Here is a 13,896-nt window from a genome sequence, read left to right as displayed (position 1 = left end):
AAGATTAGCCCGAAAGGGGCTCGCTGTCAAGGTTTTTGGCCTTATTTCATAAGAAAATGCGCCGCCGCAAAAAAGTAAAAAAAGGTGTTGACAAAGGCGGCCTGTTCAGGTATAATATCCCTTGTCAGCGGCGGCGGCCCGGCAGGGCGCGGCACCTGGCCCAAACTGAATGATGGGGATTTGCATAGTGGTAGTGCGGTAGACTCTGACTCTACTTGTGGGAGTTCGATTCTCTCATCCCCAACCAAACCTAACCGCAGCACAAAAGGCTGCGGTATTTTCGGGGCATAGCGCAGCTGGTAGCGCGCCTGGTTCGGGACTAGGAGGCCGTGGGTTCAAATCCCGCTGCTCCGACCAAAGACGAGTGCTTGATGGCATTCGTCTTTTTTGTTGTTCTGCCGGCCGCAGCAGAAAGCCCCCGCCATCCTGTTTCGGACAGCGGGGGCATCATTCTGCACGTCTTACTTATTTGTCGGCCGTCTTTTTGGTGCGGGCGGCGCGCTTTTTGGGCGCAGCTTCCGTCCCGGCAGCCTTCTTGCGGGAAGCAGCCTTCTTGGGAGCCGGAGCTTTTTCAGCGGCAGTCCCGGCCTTTTCGGCCTCGGCAGCCGGAGCCTCCGCCGCTTTCTTGGTGCGGCAGGCACGGCGCTTGGGCTTTTCCGCGGCAGCCGGTTCGGCGGCCTTCTCCTCCACAGCCTGTGCGGGAGCAGGCTCCGCTTCAGCCGGCTGCGCCTCAGCAGGCTGTGCCTCGGCAGTTTGTGCCCCGGCAGTTTGTGCCTGCTCTGCGGGGGCGGCCTCCACGGCGGCGGTCTGGGTCTTTTCGGCCTCCTCTGCCTTGGCCGTGCCCTTGCGCTCCCGGACCGGAGCGATCAGCCAATGCTGGTCGTCGCCGGGGGTCTTGTCCCAGATCTGCAGGATGGCCCCCTCAGGGCTGCCCATCCCCACGGTATCCACGCACTTGCCGCTGGCCCAGGGGCTGCTGATCTGCACGGTGCCGTCGTTGTTGCGGGTGAGCACCCACACCTGCGAGCTGCCCATCACATCGTCCCACAGGTGCAGCCAGGTGCCCCGGCCGGTGCCGGCGGCCACCAGGTCCACCACCTTGTTGTTGGCACGGCAGTGGATGCGGTAGGCGTTGTCCCCTACCCGCACGAAGGACCACTCCTGCTCAGGCTTGTGCTGGTACTTGCCCAGACGCAGCTGGGCGCCGTCAGCCGCCTGTCCCACATACTCGATGACACAGCCGGATGCGGCGGCGATGGTGTAGTAGCTGCCGGCCTTGATCGAGGTCTGTTCGATGGTTTTCATGGTCTATCCCTCCACGCAGATTATCAGGTTGGCCCCGCCCTGCCGGGCCCGGGCATTCGAGTTCTTGGTGGAATTATACCACCCGTCGTAATTTTTCACAAGTATGTGGGCGTTCTTTCATCAACTTGCACAAAACCCAGGCTCTTACCTCAAAATTTTTAGAGACACAGGCCGGCGCGTTTTGGGTCATTCCGGGGCCTGGCCGGCCTGCACCCGGGCTTCCATCCGGTCCAGTTCGGCCAAAAACTGCGCCATAAAGGGCACCGCCACGAAGAAACTGAGCAGATCGGCAATGGGCTGGCTGTACTGCACCCCCGCCAGCCCCCACACCCGGGGCAGCACCAGGATCAGCGGGATAAAGAAGATCCCCTGCCGGCAGCAGGACAGGAAGGTGGCCCGCACCGACTTACCCACGCTCTGGAACAGCATATTGCTGCACACCAGCACCGGCTGCAGCAGGGTGGCGGCGCACTGCCACTGGAAGGCGGGCAGCGCGATGGCGGTGACCGCGTCGTCATCCCGGAACAGGCGCACCAGAGTATCCCCTCCGGCAAGGCTCAGTCCTGCCAGGACGGTCAGCAGCACCATCCCCGCTTCCATGGTAAAGATGCAGGCCGCCCGCACCCGGTGGAACTTCTGGGCGCCATAATTATAGGACGCCACCGGCTGGAATCCCTGCCCCACCCCCAGGGCCACCGACTGCAAAAACTGGAAGATCCGGCTGACGATGCTCATGGCGGCCACCGCCGCGTCTCCATAGGGGCGGGCCGCCACATTGAGCATCATGCTGGCAAAGCTGGCCAGGCCCTGCCGTCCAAAGCTGGGCAGGCCGGTGGTCAGGATCAGGACCAGGTCCGCCGGGGCGCGGGTATAATTTTTCAGGGCCAGCTTGCTGACCGTCTTGCCCCGCAGATACATGGACAGCAGGATGCCGAAACTGACCATCTGGCTCAGGCCGGTGGCCAGCCCCGCGCCCCCGGTGCCCAGCCCCAGCCCAAAGATGAACAGAGGGTCCAGCAGGATATTCAGCAGGCCGCCTGTCACCAGGCCCACCATGGCAAAGCTGGCCTTGCCCTCATAGCGCAGGATGTTGTTCATCACCAGGCTGGACATCATAAAAGGAGCCGCCAGCAAAATGTAAAAGGCATAGGCCCGGGCGTGGGGCAGGATGGTCTCGGTGCTGCCCAGCAGCCGCACCAGTCCTGTCAGCCCCGCAATGCCGCACACACCCAGCACCGCTCCCGCCCCTATGGCGGTGAAAAAACTGGTGGAGGCGAACCGGGACGCCTTGTGGGTATCCCCGCTGCCCAGGCTCCGGCTGATGACGCTGCCCGCCCCATGCCCCAGCATGAACCCGATGGCCTGGATCACCGCCATCAGGCTGGACACCACCCCCACCGCTCCCGAAGCGCTGGTGGACAGCTGTCCTACAAAAAAGGTGTCCGCCAGATTGTAGATGCTGGTGATCAGCATACTGAGGATGGTGGGGACCGCCAGCCCCATCACCAGCCTGGGGATGGGGGTCTGGGTCATTTTGATAAACTGCGCCTTCTGGGCGTTTTCCTGCTGGGACATCATGCTGCACGCTCCCTGTACCTGTCTTTTACAATAGTATACATCATTCCCCATTCTTTGTCGAGCGGGCAAGGCTGTTGCCATCCTGCACAGAAAATACCGGGCTGTTTTGTAGGAAAATCACCAAAACCCGATTGACAACCGCCCCGGCCCTGTGTATAATAATTTGCAGTCAAGTTGCAAATTCGCCCCAACGCGGGCTTGCTTTTATCGGAGGAACGCTTTTATGTTCAAACCCAAACGTCTTATTTCTGCCCTGTCGGCTGCTGTTTTGGCCCTCGGGCTGCTGGCGGGCTGCGGCCAGAGCCCTTCGGGCAGCCGTCCGGATGCCGCCCCCCAGGAGGACACCATACAGGTGGTGGCCACCATCTTCCCCCTGTATGACTGGGCCAGGCAGGTGATCGGGGAGGTTCCCGGTGTGGAACTGACCTGGCTGCAGGACACCGGCGTGGATATGCACAGCTACCAGCCCACCGCCCAGGATATGCTGCGGGTGTCCTCCTGCGATCTGTTCCTGTATATCGGAGGCACCTCGGACAGCTGGGTGGAGGACGCTTTGGCCGAGGCGGTCAACCCCGCCATGCAGACGGTGTCCATGCTGGAGCAGCTGGGCAGCCAGGCCCGGCTGGAGGAGCTGGCCGAAGGGATGCAGGCCGAGGACCACGAGGGCCACAGCCATGACGAGGAGGCCGAATACGACGAGCACATCTGGCTTTCCCTCCGCAACGCCCAGCTGCTGGTCGGCGCCATTGCCGATGCTCTGGGCCAGCTGGACCCCGACCATGCCCAGGCCTATGCCGACCATGCGGCTGCCTACTGCCGGCAGCTGGAAGCCCTGGACGCCGATTACCAGGCGGCGGTGGACGCCGGGACGGTGGATACCTTGCTGTTCGGGGACCGGTTCCCCTTCCGGTATCTGGTGGAGGATTACGGCCTGGACTATTACGCCGCCTTCCCCGGCTGCTCGGCTGAGACCGAGGCCAGCTTTGAGACCATCGCTTTTCTGGCCGGCAAGGTGGACCAGCTGGGTCTGCCCGCCGTGCTGACCATTGAGAACTCGGACCAGCGGGTGGCCCAGACCATCGTACAGAACACCGCAGACCGCAGCGCGGCCATCCTGACCATCGACTCGATGCAGGCGGTGAACGCCGGCGATGTGGAAGCGGGGGTCAGCTATCTGTCTTTGATGGAGCAGAATCTGGACGTTCTGCGGCAGGCACTGGGCTGCGCCGCATAAAGGAGATACGCTATGGCACTGATCACTTGTAAGCATCTGGACCTGGGCTATGAGAACACCCGGGTGGTGGAGGACCTGTCCTTTACGGTGGAGCAGGGGGACTACCTGTGCATCGTGGGGGAAAACGGCTCGGGCAAGAGCACCCTGATGAAGACCCTGCTGGGCCTTCGGTCCCCTCTGTCGGGACAGATCGTCTTTGGGGACGGCCTGCACAAAAACGAGATCGGCTACCTGCCCCAGCAGACTCCCATCCAGCGGGACTTCCCGGCCAGCGTGCAGGAGGTGGTGCTGTCGGGCTGCCTGAACCGGTGCGGCCTGCGCCCCTTCTACGGCAAGGAGGAAAAGGCCCTGGCCGCCCGCAACATGGAGCGGCTGGGCATCACCCCCATTGCGCGGCGGTGCTACCGGGAGCTGTCGGGCGGCCAGCAGCAGCGCGTCCTGCTGGCCCGGGCCCTGTGCGCCACCCGCAAGCTGCTTTTGCTGGACGAGCCGGTGGCCGGCCTGGACCCCAAGGTGACCGCCGAGCTGTACGAGCTGATCGCCGGGCTGAACCGGCAGGACGGCATCACCGTCATCATGATCTCCCACGACATCTCTGCGGCGGTGGGATATGCCAGCCATATCCTTCACATCGGGGAGGGCCAGCGGCTGTTCTTTGGCACGGCGGCCGCCTACGCGGCCAGCGGGGCGGGCCGGATGTTCGCCCCCTGCTCCCAGGACTTTCCGAAAGGCGGTGACCCCCAGTGACAGCATTTGAGACGCTGCAATACTATTTCACCTTCCCCTTTGTGCGCTATGCCCTGGTGGTGGGGGTGCTGATCGCCCTGTGCGCCTCCCTGTTCGGGGTGACGCTGGTGCTCAAGCGGTTCTCCTTCATCGGGGACGGGCTGAGCCATGTGGCCTTCGGCGCCCTGGCGGTGGCGGCGGTGTTCAACCTGACCGACGAGATGCTGCTGGTGCTGCCGGTGACGATCGCGGCGGCCATCCTGCTGCTGCGGGGGGGCCGGGGCGCCAAACTCCAGGGGGATGCGGCCATCGCGGTGCTGTCGGTGGGCACCCTGGCGGTGGGCTATCTGCTGATGAACCTCTTTTCCACCAGCACCAACCTGTCGGGGGATGTGTGCAGCACCCTGTTCGGCTCCACCTCCATCCTCACCCTCACCCGGGCCGAGGTGTGGCTGTGTGTGGTGCTGTCGGTGGTGGTCATCGCCCTGTTCGTGGTGTTCTATGACCGTATCTTCGCGGTCACCTTCGACGAAGTCTTTGCGGCGGCCACCGGCCTGCCTGCGGGCCGTTACAGCCTGCTGATCGCGGTGGTCATCGCGGTGATCATCGTGCTGGCCATGAACCTGGTGGGCTCGCTGCTCATCTCGGCCCTCATCATCTTCCCCGCCCTGTCGGCCATGCGGCTGTTCAAGAGCTTCCGCGCGGTGACGGTGTGTGCCGCCGTGGTATCGGTGGTCTGCGCCGCCGCCGGCATCCTCATCTCGATCCTGGCGGGCACCCCGGTGGGCTCCACCATCGTGGCGGTGGACCTGGGCGTGTTCGCGCTGTTCGCGCTGGCGGGGGCCGTCACCGGCCGCGCCGCCTGAAAGGAGGTCCTTATGCACCCCTTTGCCCGCTGTGCAGCCCTGCTGCTGGCCGCCGCTGTCCTGACCGGATGCGGCAGGCAGGCCGGCACGCCGGAGTCCCCGGCCAGCCAGCCGGCCCCGCCCCCTGTCTCCTCTGCTCCGGCCAGCCAGCCCCAGGCCGTCAGCCAGCCGGCCCCTGTGGACGTGGATCTGACCACCCTCAGCAGCACCATGGTATTTGCCGAGGTGAGCAATCTGATGTACGACCCCATCCCCTATCTGGGCAAGACGGTGCGGATGGAGGGAGAGTTCTCGGTGGAGCACGGCTACACCATGGACGGAGAAGAGGACCTGAGCCAGAACTTCTTCTACTGCGTCATCGAGGACGCCCTGGCCTGCTGCGCCCAGGGGCTGGAGTTTGAGCTGGCGGACCCGTCCGCCGCCTATCCCCAGGACTACCCCGCCGAGGGCAGCCAGGTGCGGGTGGTGGGCACGGTGGAGCTGTACGAAGAAAACGGCTTCCGCTATCTCCACCTGACCGACGCCGTATTTGAATGAGCAAAAAAGTCCTGTCCAGCCGACATGTGCGGATGGACGGGACACATACGCTGCAAAAAAGACCGCCTGATCGGCGGTCTTTTTTGCAGCGTATCAGCGTCCAAAGCCGAACAGGCCCTTCTTCTCATAGGGCTGGCACTGGGCCGATACCACACGGTAGCCGGTGGGCTCCAGGGCGGCGGCCAGGGCCTGCTCCTCAATGGGCTGCCGGGACAGGATGGTGCAGGTGCCCTGCCGGTGGGAGGAGGTGACCTTCTCCACCGCAAAAGCTTTGCGCACCGTCTCGTTCACATGGGCCTCGCACATCCCGCAGGCCATCCCGTCGATCTTCGCGGTCGTCTTGTACATCGTTCCGTCCTCCTTGTTGTCTCATCCCAGAGCCACGTCCAGGGCCATCATAAGGGTGAAGCCCGCCGCAAAAGCCATCGGGCCAATGTCCGAATGCTGTCCGCTGGCCATCTCGGGCACCAGTTCCTCCACCACCACATACAGCATGGCTCCCGCTGCAAAGGCCAGCAGCCAGGGCAGGGCGGGCAGGACCAGTTCGGCGGCCAGGATAGTGAACACCGCGGCCAACGGCTCCACGATGCCGGACAGCACCCCATCCGCAAAGGCACGCCGCCGGGACGCGCCCTCAGCCCGCAGGGGCATGGATACGATGGCACCCTCGGGGAAGTTCTGGATGGCAATGCCCAGCGACAAAGCCAGGGCCCCCGCCGCCGAGATATCCGCCGCACCGGTGAGATATCCCGCGTACACCACCCCTACCGCCATCCCCTCGGGGATGTTGTGGAGCGTCACCGCCAGCATCATCATGGTGATGCGGGGCAGCCGGGCGGGCGGCCCCTCGGGCCGGCGGGCATTCTGGTGCAGGTGGGGGATCAGATGATCCAGCGCCAGCAAAAACAGCACGCCCGCCCAGAATCCACCGGCGGCAGGCACGAAGGACCATACCCCCATGCCGGCGGCTCCGGCTTCCTCCAGCGCGGGGATCAGCAGGCTCCACACCGACGCCGCCACCATCACGCCGGCGGCAAACCCGGTCAGCCCCCGCCGCACCAGCTCATGCAGCTGCCGCCGCATCAAAAAGACGCATCCCGCCCCCAAAGAAGTGCCCAAAAAGGGGATCAGTATCCCCCACATGACTTTGCTCAGCATAAATCGTTACCTCGTTTCTATTCAGTTGCTTCTTCCCTCCATTCTATTCTCCTTTCCACGCCCTGTCCGTGAGTCGGGCACACAATCTTCTAGGTTTCTAGTTTGTTGCAGCAAACCAGAAAGTCCAGCCAAAGGCCGCCCCAGCTTTGCGAGCGGCCCTCTGGCTCCATTATAGTGTGCGGCGGCCCGCTTGTCAAGGCCGGTTCACAGTCCCTCCCGGCGGATGGCCTGCACCAGCTTTTCCATCAGCCCCACCCGGCCCAAGGGAGTCATCAGGTAAAAGCCGTCGGCCCAGGGCCCGGCGGCCCGCGCCATCTCCAGCGAGATCTCCAGGCCCAGCTCCTCGCCCCGGGCCCGGTCGGCCCCTTCGTACCGGCGGATGATGCTGTCCTCCACGTGGATGCCGTTGATCTCATTTTCCATGTACAGGGCGTTGCGGTGGCTGACCACCGGCATGATGCCGGCCAGCAGTTTGGCCCCCGGCAGGGCGGCGCGGGCGGCGCGCAGGTTATCCACCGCCCGGGCCGACAGCACCGGCTGGGTCAAAAAGCCCGCCATCCCGCTGTCCTGTTTTTCTTGGGCGCGGCGCAGTTCTACGTCGAAGTTGCGGGCGTTGAGGTTCAGCGCCCCGAACACCGTCATCCCCGGCAGGGCCTCCCCCGGCCCCGCCAGCGCGTGGATGTACCGCGCCAGCTTGCGGGAGTTGAACTGGTAGACGCTTTTTACCTCGTCCCGCTCGGCGGTGGGGATGGGGTCCCCGGTGATGGCCAGCACCTCCCGCACCCCCTCGGCGTACAGGCCCAGCAGGAGGGCTTTGATGGCGTTCAGGTTGCGGTCCCGGCAGGTCATGTGGGGCATGGCCACCAACCCCAGCTCCCGCCGCAGCTTGCAGGCGGTCAGGCTGGCGTCCACACGGGCCCGGGCAATGGGGCAGTCGGCAATGGTCAATGCGTCCACCCCGGCCTGCTGCAGCCGCCGGGCGCTGGCCATATAGCCGGTCAGGTCGGCGTCCCGGGGGCTGTCCAGCTCCACTGCGATCACCCGCTCCCCCCGGGCCAGCTTGCGCAGGAAGGGGTCGGAGACCGCCGGCAGGATCTGGGCCTCGGGCTGCGGGGCCGGAGCTTCGGTCCCGCAAATGGGCATGGGCGTTTCCTCCAGGGCCTGCCGCAGCGCCGCGATGTGGGCGGGAGCCGTGCCGCAGCACCCTCCCAGGATGACCGCGCCCCCGGCCCGGATGCGGCACATCTCCCGGGCAAAGTAGTCGGGCCTGCCCCGGTAGACCACACGGCTGCGGGTCACCAGGGGGTAGCCTCCGTTGGGCATGGCGGATACCGGCAGCCCGCAGCCCGCCACCCCTTGCAGCACCGGGGCCATGGCGCCGGGGGGCAGCAGGCAGTTCAGGCCCACGGCGTCCACCTGGCCGCAGGCCGCCATCCGGGCCGCCATCTCCCGGCAGGACAGGCCCTCCCGGGTGTAGCCGTCGGGCAGCGCCGCAAAGGATACCAGCACAAAGGCGTCCGGCCGCCGGCTCTTGATATAGGCCGCAGCTTCGGCCAGGCCGGCGTCGCTGCTGAGGGTCTCAAACAGGAAATTTTCCGCACCCAGCTCCAAAAACACTTCCGCTACCGCCTTGTAGCTCTGGGCAGCGGGGTCGGCTTCGGTGTCGGGGGCGGGCCCCATGTCCGCGAACAGGGCGCCCTCTCCCCCTGCCTCTGCCAGAGCCTGGGCTCCCAGCTCCCAGCCGGCCCGGGCCAGCTGCTGCCAGCCGGGAACATGGGCTGCCGCCATCCGGGGCAGGCCGAAGGTATTGGTCTTGAGGGCCTGAGCCCCTGCCGCCAGGTATTCCCGGTGCACCGCCAGGATGCCCGCCGGGTCCTCCAGGTTGGCCTGTTCGCACTCCAGCCCCGGCCGGGCCTTGTAATAGGTGCCCATCCCCCCGTCAAACAACAGGACGCGGTCTTTCAGGATCTCACGCGCATTTTTCATAGTTCCGTCTCTCTTTCGGTGGTTTATGCTACCAGTGTAACGGTCCGGGCCAAATTGTCAAGCGCCTCTTGCATAAAGGGCGCATATATGCTATATTTGTCTCCACATGAACCAAGGGAGGAATGCACCATGCGCCATGCCGGCACACAAGAGATCGAAACGCCCCGGCTGCTTCTCCGCCGCATTGCCCCGGCGGACGCCCCGGCCATGTACCGCAACTGGGCCAGCGACCCGGCCGTCACCCGTTATACGCGGTGGGAGCCCCACAAAGACGAAACCGAGACCTTCGCCCTGCTGACGGCCTGGGACGAGCTGTACCAAAACTCCGACTACTACCACTGGTGCCTGGTGGACAAGGCCACCGGCGAGGTGTTCGGCACGATGAGCTTTTGCGACGACCGGATGGGCGAGCCCGGGGCCGCCGAAACCTGGCGCAGTCTGGGCTTCGATACCTCCCAGGGGGTGTGGGAACCGGGCTACTGCATCGGCCGCGCCTGGTGGGGCAAAGGCTATACCACCGAGGCATTGCGGGCTGCGGTGGACTACTGGTTCACCCGGACGGACAGCCGGTGGCTGGCCTGCTGCCACGCGGTGGAAAACCCCGCCAGCGGCCGGGTGATGCAGAAGGCGGGCTTTGTCTGGCACCACGACGACACCTACCACAAATTCGACGGCACGCCGGTGCCCTGCCATACCTATCTTTTGACGCGGGACGCCTGGCAGACGAGAAAGGACACACTTTGAGCGAATTATACGATATTTTGGTGGAAACGCCCCCTACCCCCACCCTGCTGCTGGCGCTGGACCAGGGGGCCTTTGACTGCGAGCGCAGTCTGAAAGAACTGGCCGCCCTGTGCGAGGCCAACCACATGGAAGCGGTGGGCGAGGTGGTGCAAAAGCGCTCCACTCCTGAGACGGGCACCGTTCTGGGCAGCGGCAAGCTGGAGGAAGCGCGCCTCGCCGCCCAGCAGCTGGGGGCCCAGTGCGCCGTCTTTGACGGTGAGCTGACCGGCAGCCAGATCCGCAACATCTCGACGGCGGTGGGGGTGGAAGTGATCGACCGCACCATGCTGATCCTGGAGATCTTCCGCAGCCGCGCCGTGACCGGGGAAGGCAAATTGCAGACCGAGCTGGCCCTTTTGAAGTACCGTCTGCCCCGGCTCCAGGGGATGGGCGAAAGCCTCAGCCGCCAGGGCGGCGGCGGGGGCGGCGGAGCAGGCGCACGACGAGGCGCCGGCGAAACCAAGCTGGAGCTGGACCGCCGCCACATCCACGCCCGCATCGATACCCTGGCCGCCCGTCTGGCCGAAATGGAAAAGCGCCGCGGGGAGAGCCGCCGGGCCCGGGCCAAGACCGGTATGCCGGTGGTCAGCCTGGTGGGTTACACCAACGTGGGCAAATCCAGCCTGATGAACGCTTTGTGCGGCCCCAGCGTGGCCGAAGCGGATATGCTGTTCGCCACCCTGGACCCCACCAGCCGCAAGCTGGTGCTGCCCAGCGGCATGGCGGTGCTGCTGGTGGACACGGTCGGCTTTGTGTCCCGGCTGCCCCATAATCTGGTGGAAGCCTTCAAGAGCACCCTGGAGGAAGCCGCCTGGTCGGATGTCATCCTTCAGGTGGCGGACGCCTCCGATCCGCTGCGGGAGGAGCAGCTGGCCGTCACCGCCCAGGTGCTGGACAGCCTGGACTGCGCCGATATCCCCCGCATCACTCTCTACAACAAGTGCGACAAACCCGGGGCCGCCCCCTTCGACCCCGACATCCTGCTGACCAGCGCCAAGACCGGCCTGGGCCTGGACCGCCTTTTGCAGCGGCTGGACCAGCTTCTGGCCGACCGGGTGCGCACCATCCAGGTGCTGCTGCCCTACGATGCCCTGTCCCTGGCAGGCCCCATGCGCCAGCGGGGCAGCGTCCTGACCGAGGAATACCGCCCCGACGGCCTCTATCTCGAGGGCATCGTCAAGCGGGAGGACCTGCATCTTTACCAGCCCTACCTGGTCTGACCTCCGGATACGACCAAAGCCCGCCCCCATCTTCCAGGGGCGGGCCTTTTTATAGTTTATAGAGGGTCTGTTCAGAACAGCCAGTTCTTTCGGATTATAAAAAAACTTGCCAATAAATAGGTTTTTTGATATAATTCTTATACCAACTTCTGCCATATACTTTAAGTTCACTAGGGTGTATCTGAAAACTCCCCCACGCTGTTCTATTCTACCAAAAAGCCCCATCTGCTGCGTTGCATTCGCTTGCATTCCATGGAGGAGTGCAGCGCTCATGCGCCTTGCAGCTGGCACTTTTTGGCGAATATCTCAGCATGTTTGACTTCTCAGATACACCCTAGGCATAGAGGAGGCAATCCATGGAAACCAATGCGATGATTTCTATCATTATCCCTGTCTACAATGTGGAAAATTATCTGAATAGATGCATTGACTCCGTATTATCTCAGACATACAAAAACTTAGAAATTATCCTTATAGATGATGGGAGCACCGATTCAAGTTCAAAAATCTGCGACTTTTACCAAGAAAAAGACAGAAGAGTCATTGCATACCACAAAAGAAACGAGGGTCAGGGCATTGCACGAAATTACGGTATTGACCGCAGCAAAGGCGAATATATTATGTTTGTTGACAGCGATGATTGGATAGATCCTCGTATGTGTGAAAAGCTTATGAGCCTTTGTAATACATATAAGAGAGATATCACCGGATGTGCGTATTCGATTGATTTTGCAGATGGCACTTCCAAGAACCAATTTTCTGATTCAAAAAGTGGTATAATAAGTGGGAAAAAATGTATTCTGAATGTTTTATATCAAACAGAAGACGATTTGGGTTCTATGTGCTGTAAGCTATTTAAAAGAGAATTATTTGATACGTTCCGCTTTCCCTCATTAAGAAATTACGAGGATTATGTAATTTCATTGCAGCTTTTTTTCGCAGAACCTGATATTTACTTCTGCAATCTGCCAATGTATCACTATTATTATCGAATTGGTTCTTCAAGTAAAAGCAATGACTTTGAAAGAAAAATAAAAACGATTGAAACTTCCTATCAAATAAAAGACTACTTTATAGCGCATAATGCTTCAAAAGAGATCATTGCTGGTTCAAATTATTTTATTTTTAAAACATACAACAGTATCTTTTGGCAGCTCTATAAAATAAAGCCATCCAACTGGAAAAAGCTTATCAAAAATCATCGAAAAGTGTCGTTGTTTGCCTTTAAAGATTTTCTTCTAACCTCAAACAAGAAATTCATCGATTTAAAATACATTTTACAGTACTTCATTTCTATCTGTATTTAATGCCTCCCTCAATTGACCAAGCTAAAAGCCCGCCCCCATCTTCCAGGGGCGGGCCTTTTTATAGTCTATAGAGGGTCTGTTCAGAACAGCCAGCCGAACAGCCAGTCGAACAGATTCCAGCCACCCGAGCTCACGCTGCCGTCGCTGCTGTCCATCAGGCGGGTGCCGGTGTAGTAGGTGGACAGGATCTGACGGTAGTTATACCCCCGCTCCTGGGCAAAGCCCACTGCGCCGCACTGGCTCATCCCCACACCGTGGCCATAGCCATAGTACGCCATGGCCGGGGTGCCGTCCTGGTCGGCGGTGAAGTCGAAGCAGTACCGGGAGCTGACAAACTGGTTCAGGTAGCGGTAGCTGCGGCCATTCACCACCAGGGTATCGTACTGCACAAAGCCGCCCAGGCTCTTGTGGCTGGTGTCGGCGCTCCGGTAGGGCTCGTCCGGGTGGCGGCTGTCGTTGTACTCCAGCATCCGGTAATCTTTGCCGATCACCCGGCGCAGGATGTTGTGGTACTGCTCCTCATAGGGGCTTTCGACGCTTTGCAGGTAGGGCACATCGGTGCCCCAGGCATCCAGAGCCGAGCAGGTGCCGTACACCCCGGTCTGGGTGTTGTAGCCGGCGCTGCAGGAGAACACCGCGTCGCACACCGACCAGCCGCTGCCGTTGTCATAGACCAGCACCAGATCGGCCACATCCCGGATGGCGTTTTCCATCTTGCGGCGGGTGGCAGAAGGGATCTGGTCCACCGGCGTGTAGGTCAGAGCGTTGGCCGAGGAGCCATACTGGTTCTGGTACTCCAGATAGGAGTGGATGGCAATGGCCTGGGCCTTCCATGCCTCGGCGGCGGCCCGGTCCGAGATCTCAGCATAGCTGCCGATCGAACCCAGCTCGGTGTAGGTGATGCCCACCAGGCAGTCCACCAGGTCCATCCGCACGTTGCGGCGCAGCCCCTGGCCCCGGACGTTCAGATAATCCACCGTGATCTTGTCGCTGCCTCCCAGGCCAAACAGGTCCAGCAACCACTGGATGCAGTTTTCCTGTTCCAGTTCCCGGCTGACGGGCACCTGTGCGGTATCCGCCCCGCCGATGGTGTCCGCCGCCAAAGCCTGCGGCGCCGCCGCCAGAGTCATGACCCCGGCCAGGGCCAGAGCCGCCAGCCGTCTTGCGATGTGCTTTGTGATCTTCAAACCATTCAT

The 13,896-nt window shown here is 62.2% G+C and carries 13 protein-coding genes and 2 tRNA genes; 9 read left to right on the top strand and 6 right to left on the bottom strand.

Going from position 1 to position 13,896, the window contains the following annotated elements; genetic code table 11:
- The first annotated feature begins 173 nt into the window (after positions 1–173).
- Positions 174–247: transfer RNA gene (locus B5E66_RS00420), tRNA-Gln, on the top strand.
- 34 nt (positions 248–281) lie between these two features.
- Positions 282–357, top strand: a tRNA-Pro gene (locus B5E66_RS00415).
- Positions 358–465: 108 nt separating this feature from the next.
- Here B5E66_RS00415 and B5E66_RS00410 read toward each other — a convergent pair.
- Both B5E66_RS00410 and B5E66_RS00405 read right to left on the bottom strand, forming a co-directional pair.
- Positions 466–1,305, bottom strand: coding sequence for an RICIN domain-containing protein (locus B5E66_RS00410; RefSeq protein WP_087228012.1), 840 nt, complete (start codon positions 1,303–1,305; stop codon positions 466–468).
- Positions 1,306–1,491: 186 nt separating this feature from the next.
- The gene (locus B5E66_RS00405) at positions 1,492–2,880 is read right to left on the bottom strand and encodes an MATE family efflux transporter (RefSeq protein WP_087228170.1); all 1,389 of its coding nucleotides are present in this window, start codon (positions 2,878–2,880) and stop codon (positions 1,492–1,494) included.
- A 226-nt stretch (positions 2,881–3,106) separates the two neighbouring features.
- On the opposite strand from B5E66_RS00405, the gene B5E66_RS00400 reads away from it, so the two are divergent.
- Genes B5E66_RS00400 through B5E66_RS00385 form a run of 4 tightly spaced genes read left to right on the top strand, consistent with a single transcriptional unit; the run spans position 3,107 to position 6,246 of the window.
- Entirely contained in the window at positions 3,107–4,117 is a 1,011-nt protein-coding gene (locus tag B5E66_RS00400; protein ID WP_087228011.1) for a metal ABC transporter substrate-binding protein, read from the top strand.
- A gap of 12 nt (positions 4,118–4,129) precedes the next feature.
- Complete coding sequence (locus B5E66_RS00395; RefSeq protein ID WP_087228010.1) at positions 4,130–4,864, top strand: metal ABC transporter ATP-binding protein; 735 nt, start codon at positions 4,130–4,132, stop codon at positions 4,862–4,864.
- Positions 4,861–5,709 carry a metal ABC transporter permease gene (locus tag B5E66_RS00390; protein ID WP_087228009.1) on the top strand — a complete coding sequence of 283 codons (849 nt, stop codon included), beginning with the start codon at positions 4,861–4,863 and terminating at the stop codon, positions 5,707–5,709. Before B5E66_RS00395 ends, B5E66_RS00390 begins: the two co-directional genes overlap by 4 nt.
- 12 nt (positions 5,710–5,721) lie before the next feature.
- Positions 5,722–6,246 (top strand): hypothetical protein, encoded by a 525-nt coding sequence (locus tag B5E66_RS00385; protein ID WP_087228008.1) that lies wholly within the window; start codon positions 5,722–5,724, stop codon positions 6,244–6,246.
- A gap of 93 nt (positions 6,247–6,339) precedes the next feature.
- Here B5E66_RS00385 and B5E66_RS00380 read toward each other — a convergent pair whose 3' ends face one another.
- The 3 genes from B5E66_RS00380 to B5E66_RS00370 form a co-directional block, all read right to left on the bottom strand.
- Complete coding sequence (locus tag B5E66_RS00380) at positions 6,340–6,594, bottom strand: heavy-metal-associated domain-containing protein (protein ID WP_087228007.1); 255 nt, start codon at positions 6,592–6,594, stop codon at positions 6,340–6,342.
- Between the two features lie 21 nt (positions 6,595–6,615).
- Positions 6,616–7,404 carry a ZIP family metal transporter gene (locus B5E66_RS00375; protein WP_087228006.1) on the bottom strand — a complete coding sequence of 263 codons (789 nt, stop codon included), beginning with the start codon at positions 7,402–7,404 and terminating at the stop codon, positions 6,616–6,618.
- A gap of 204 nt (positions 7,405–7,608) precedes the next feature.
- Positions 7,609–9,390 carry a bifunctional homocysteine S-methyltransferase/methylenetetrahydrofolate reductase gene (locus B5E66_RS00370; protein ID WP_087228005.1) on the bottom strand — a complete coding sequence of 594 codons (1,782 nt, stop codon included), beginning with the start codon at positions 9,388–9,390 and terminating at the stop codon, positions 7,609–7,611.
- A 129-nt stretch (positions 9,391–9,519) separates the two neighbouring features.
- Between B5E66_RS00370 and B5E66_RS00365 the strand changes: the two genes are divergently transcribed.
- From B5E66_RS00365 to B5E66_RS00355, 3 genes are all read left to right on the top strand, one after another.
- Positions 9,520–10,134, top strand: a complete 615-nt coding sequence (locus tag B5E66_RS00365; RefSeq protein WP_087228004.1) for a GNAT family N-acetyltransferase — start codon at positions 9,520–9,522, stop codon at positions 10,132–10,134.
- Positions 10,131–11,393 (top strand): GTPase HflX, encoded by a 1,263-nt coding sequence (hflX, locus tag B5E66_RS00360; RefSeq protein WP_087228003.1) that lies wholly within the window; start codon positions 10,131–10,133, stop codon positions 11,391–11,393. Before B5E66_RS00365 ends, hflX begins: the two co-directional genes overlap by 4 nt.
- A 356-nt stretch (positions 11,394–11,749) precedes the next feature.
- Positions 11,750–12,700 carry a glycosyltransferase family 2 protein gene (locus B5E66_RS00355; protein ID WP_087228002.1) on the top strand — a complete coding sequence of 317 codons (951 nt, stop codon included), beginning with the start codon at positions 11,750–11,752 and terminating at the stop codon, positions 12,698–12,700.
- 80 nt (positions 12,701–12,780) lie between these two features.
- On the opposite strand, the gene B5E66_RS00350 is transcribed toward B5E66_RS00355, so the two are convergent.
- Complete coding sequence (locus B5E66_RS00350; RefSeq protein WP_242958048.1) at positions 12,781–13,887, bottom strand: sporulation protein SpoIID; 1,107 nt, start codon at positions 13,885–13,887, stop codon at positions 12,781–12,783.
- Positions 13,888–13,896 lie beyond the last annotated feature (9 nt).

The organism is Faecalibacterium sp. An121 (assembly GCF_002160915.1).
In the GTDB taxonomy this organism is placed as follows: domain Bacteria; phylum Bacillota; class Clostridia; order Oscillospirales; family Ruminococcaceae; genus Faecalibacterium; species Faecalibacterium avium.
This window is presented reverse-complemented; position numbering and strand designations above follow the sequence as displayed.

What these genes read in the sequence shown, in the direction of transcription:
- B5E66_RS00410 (WP_087228012.1), bottom strand. Translation starts at nt 1,305, where the DNA reads ATGAAAACCATCGAACAGACCTCGATCAAGGCCGGCAGCTACTACACC.
- B5E66_RS00405 (WP_087228170.1), bottom strand. Translation starts at nt 2,880, where the DNA reads ATGTCCCAGCAGGAAAACGCCCAGAAGGCGCAGTTTATCAAAATGACC.
- B5E66_RS00400 (WP_087228011.1), top strand. Translation starts at nt 3,107, where the DNA reads ATGTTCAAACCCAAACGTCTTATTTCTGCCCTGTCGGCTGCTGTTTTG.
- B5E66_RS00395 (WP_087228010.1), top strand. Translation starts at nt 4,130, where the DNA reads ATGGCACTGATCACTTGTAAGCATCTGGACCTGGGCTATGAGAACACC.
- B5E66_RS00385 (WP_087228008.1), top strand. Translation starts at nt 5,722, where the DNA reads ATGCACCCCTTTGCCCGCTGTGCAGCCCTGCTGCTGGCCGCCGCTGTC.
- B5E66_RS00380 (WP_087228007.1), bottom strand. Translation starts at nt 6,594, where the DNA reads ATGTACAAGACGACCGCGAAGATCGACGGGATGGCCTGCGGGATGTGC.
- B5E66_RS00375 (WP_087228006.1), bottom strand. Translation starts at nt 7,404, where the DNA reads ATGCTGAGCAAAGTCATGTGGGGGATACTGATCCCCTTTTTGGGCACT.
- B5E66_RS00370 (WP_087228005.1), bottom strand. Translation starts at nt 9,390, where the DNA reads ATGAAAAATGCGCGTGAGATCCTGAAAGACCGCGTCCTGTTGTTTGAC.
- B5E66_RS00365 (WP_087228004.1), top strand. Translation starts at nt 9,520, where the DNA reads ATGCGCCATGCCGGCACACAAGAGATCGAAACGCCCCGGCTGCTTCTC.
- B5E66_RS00355 (WP_087228002.1), top strand. Translation starts at nt 11,750, where the DNA reads ATGGAAACCAATGCGATGATTTCTATCATTATCCCTGTCTACAATGTG.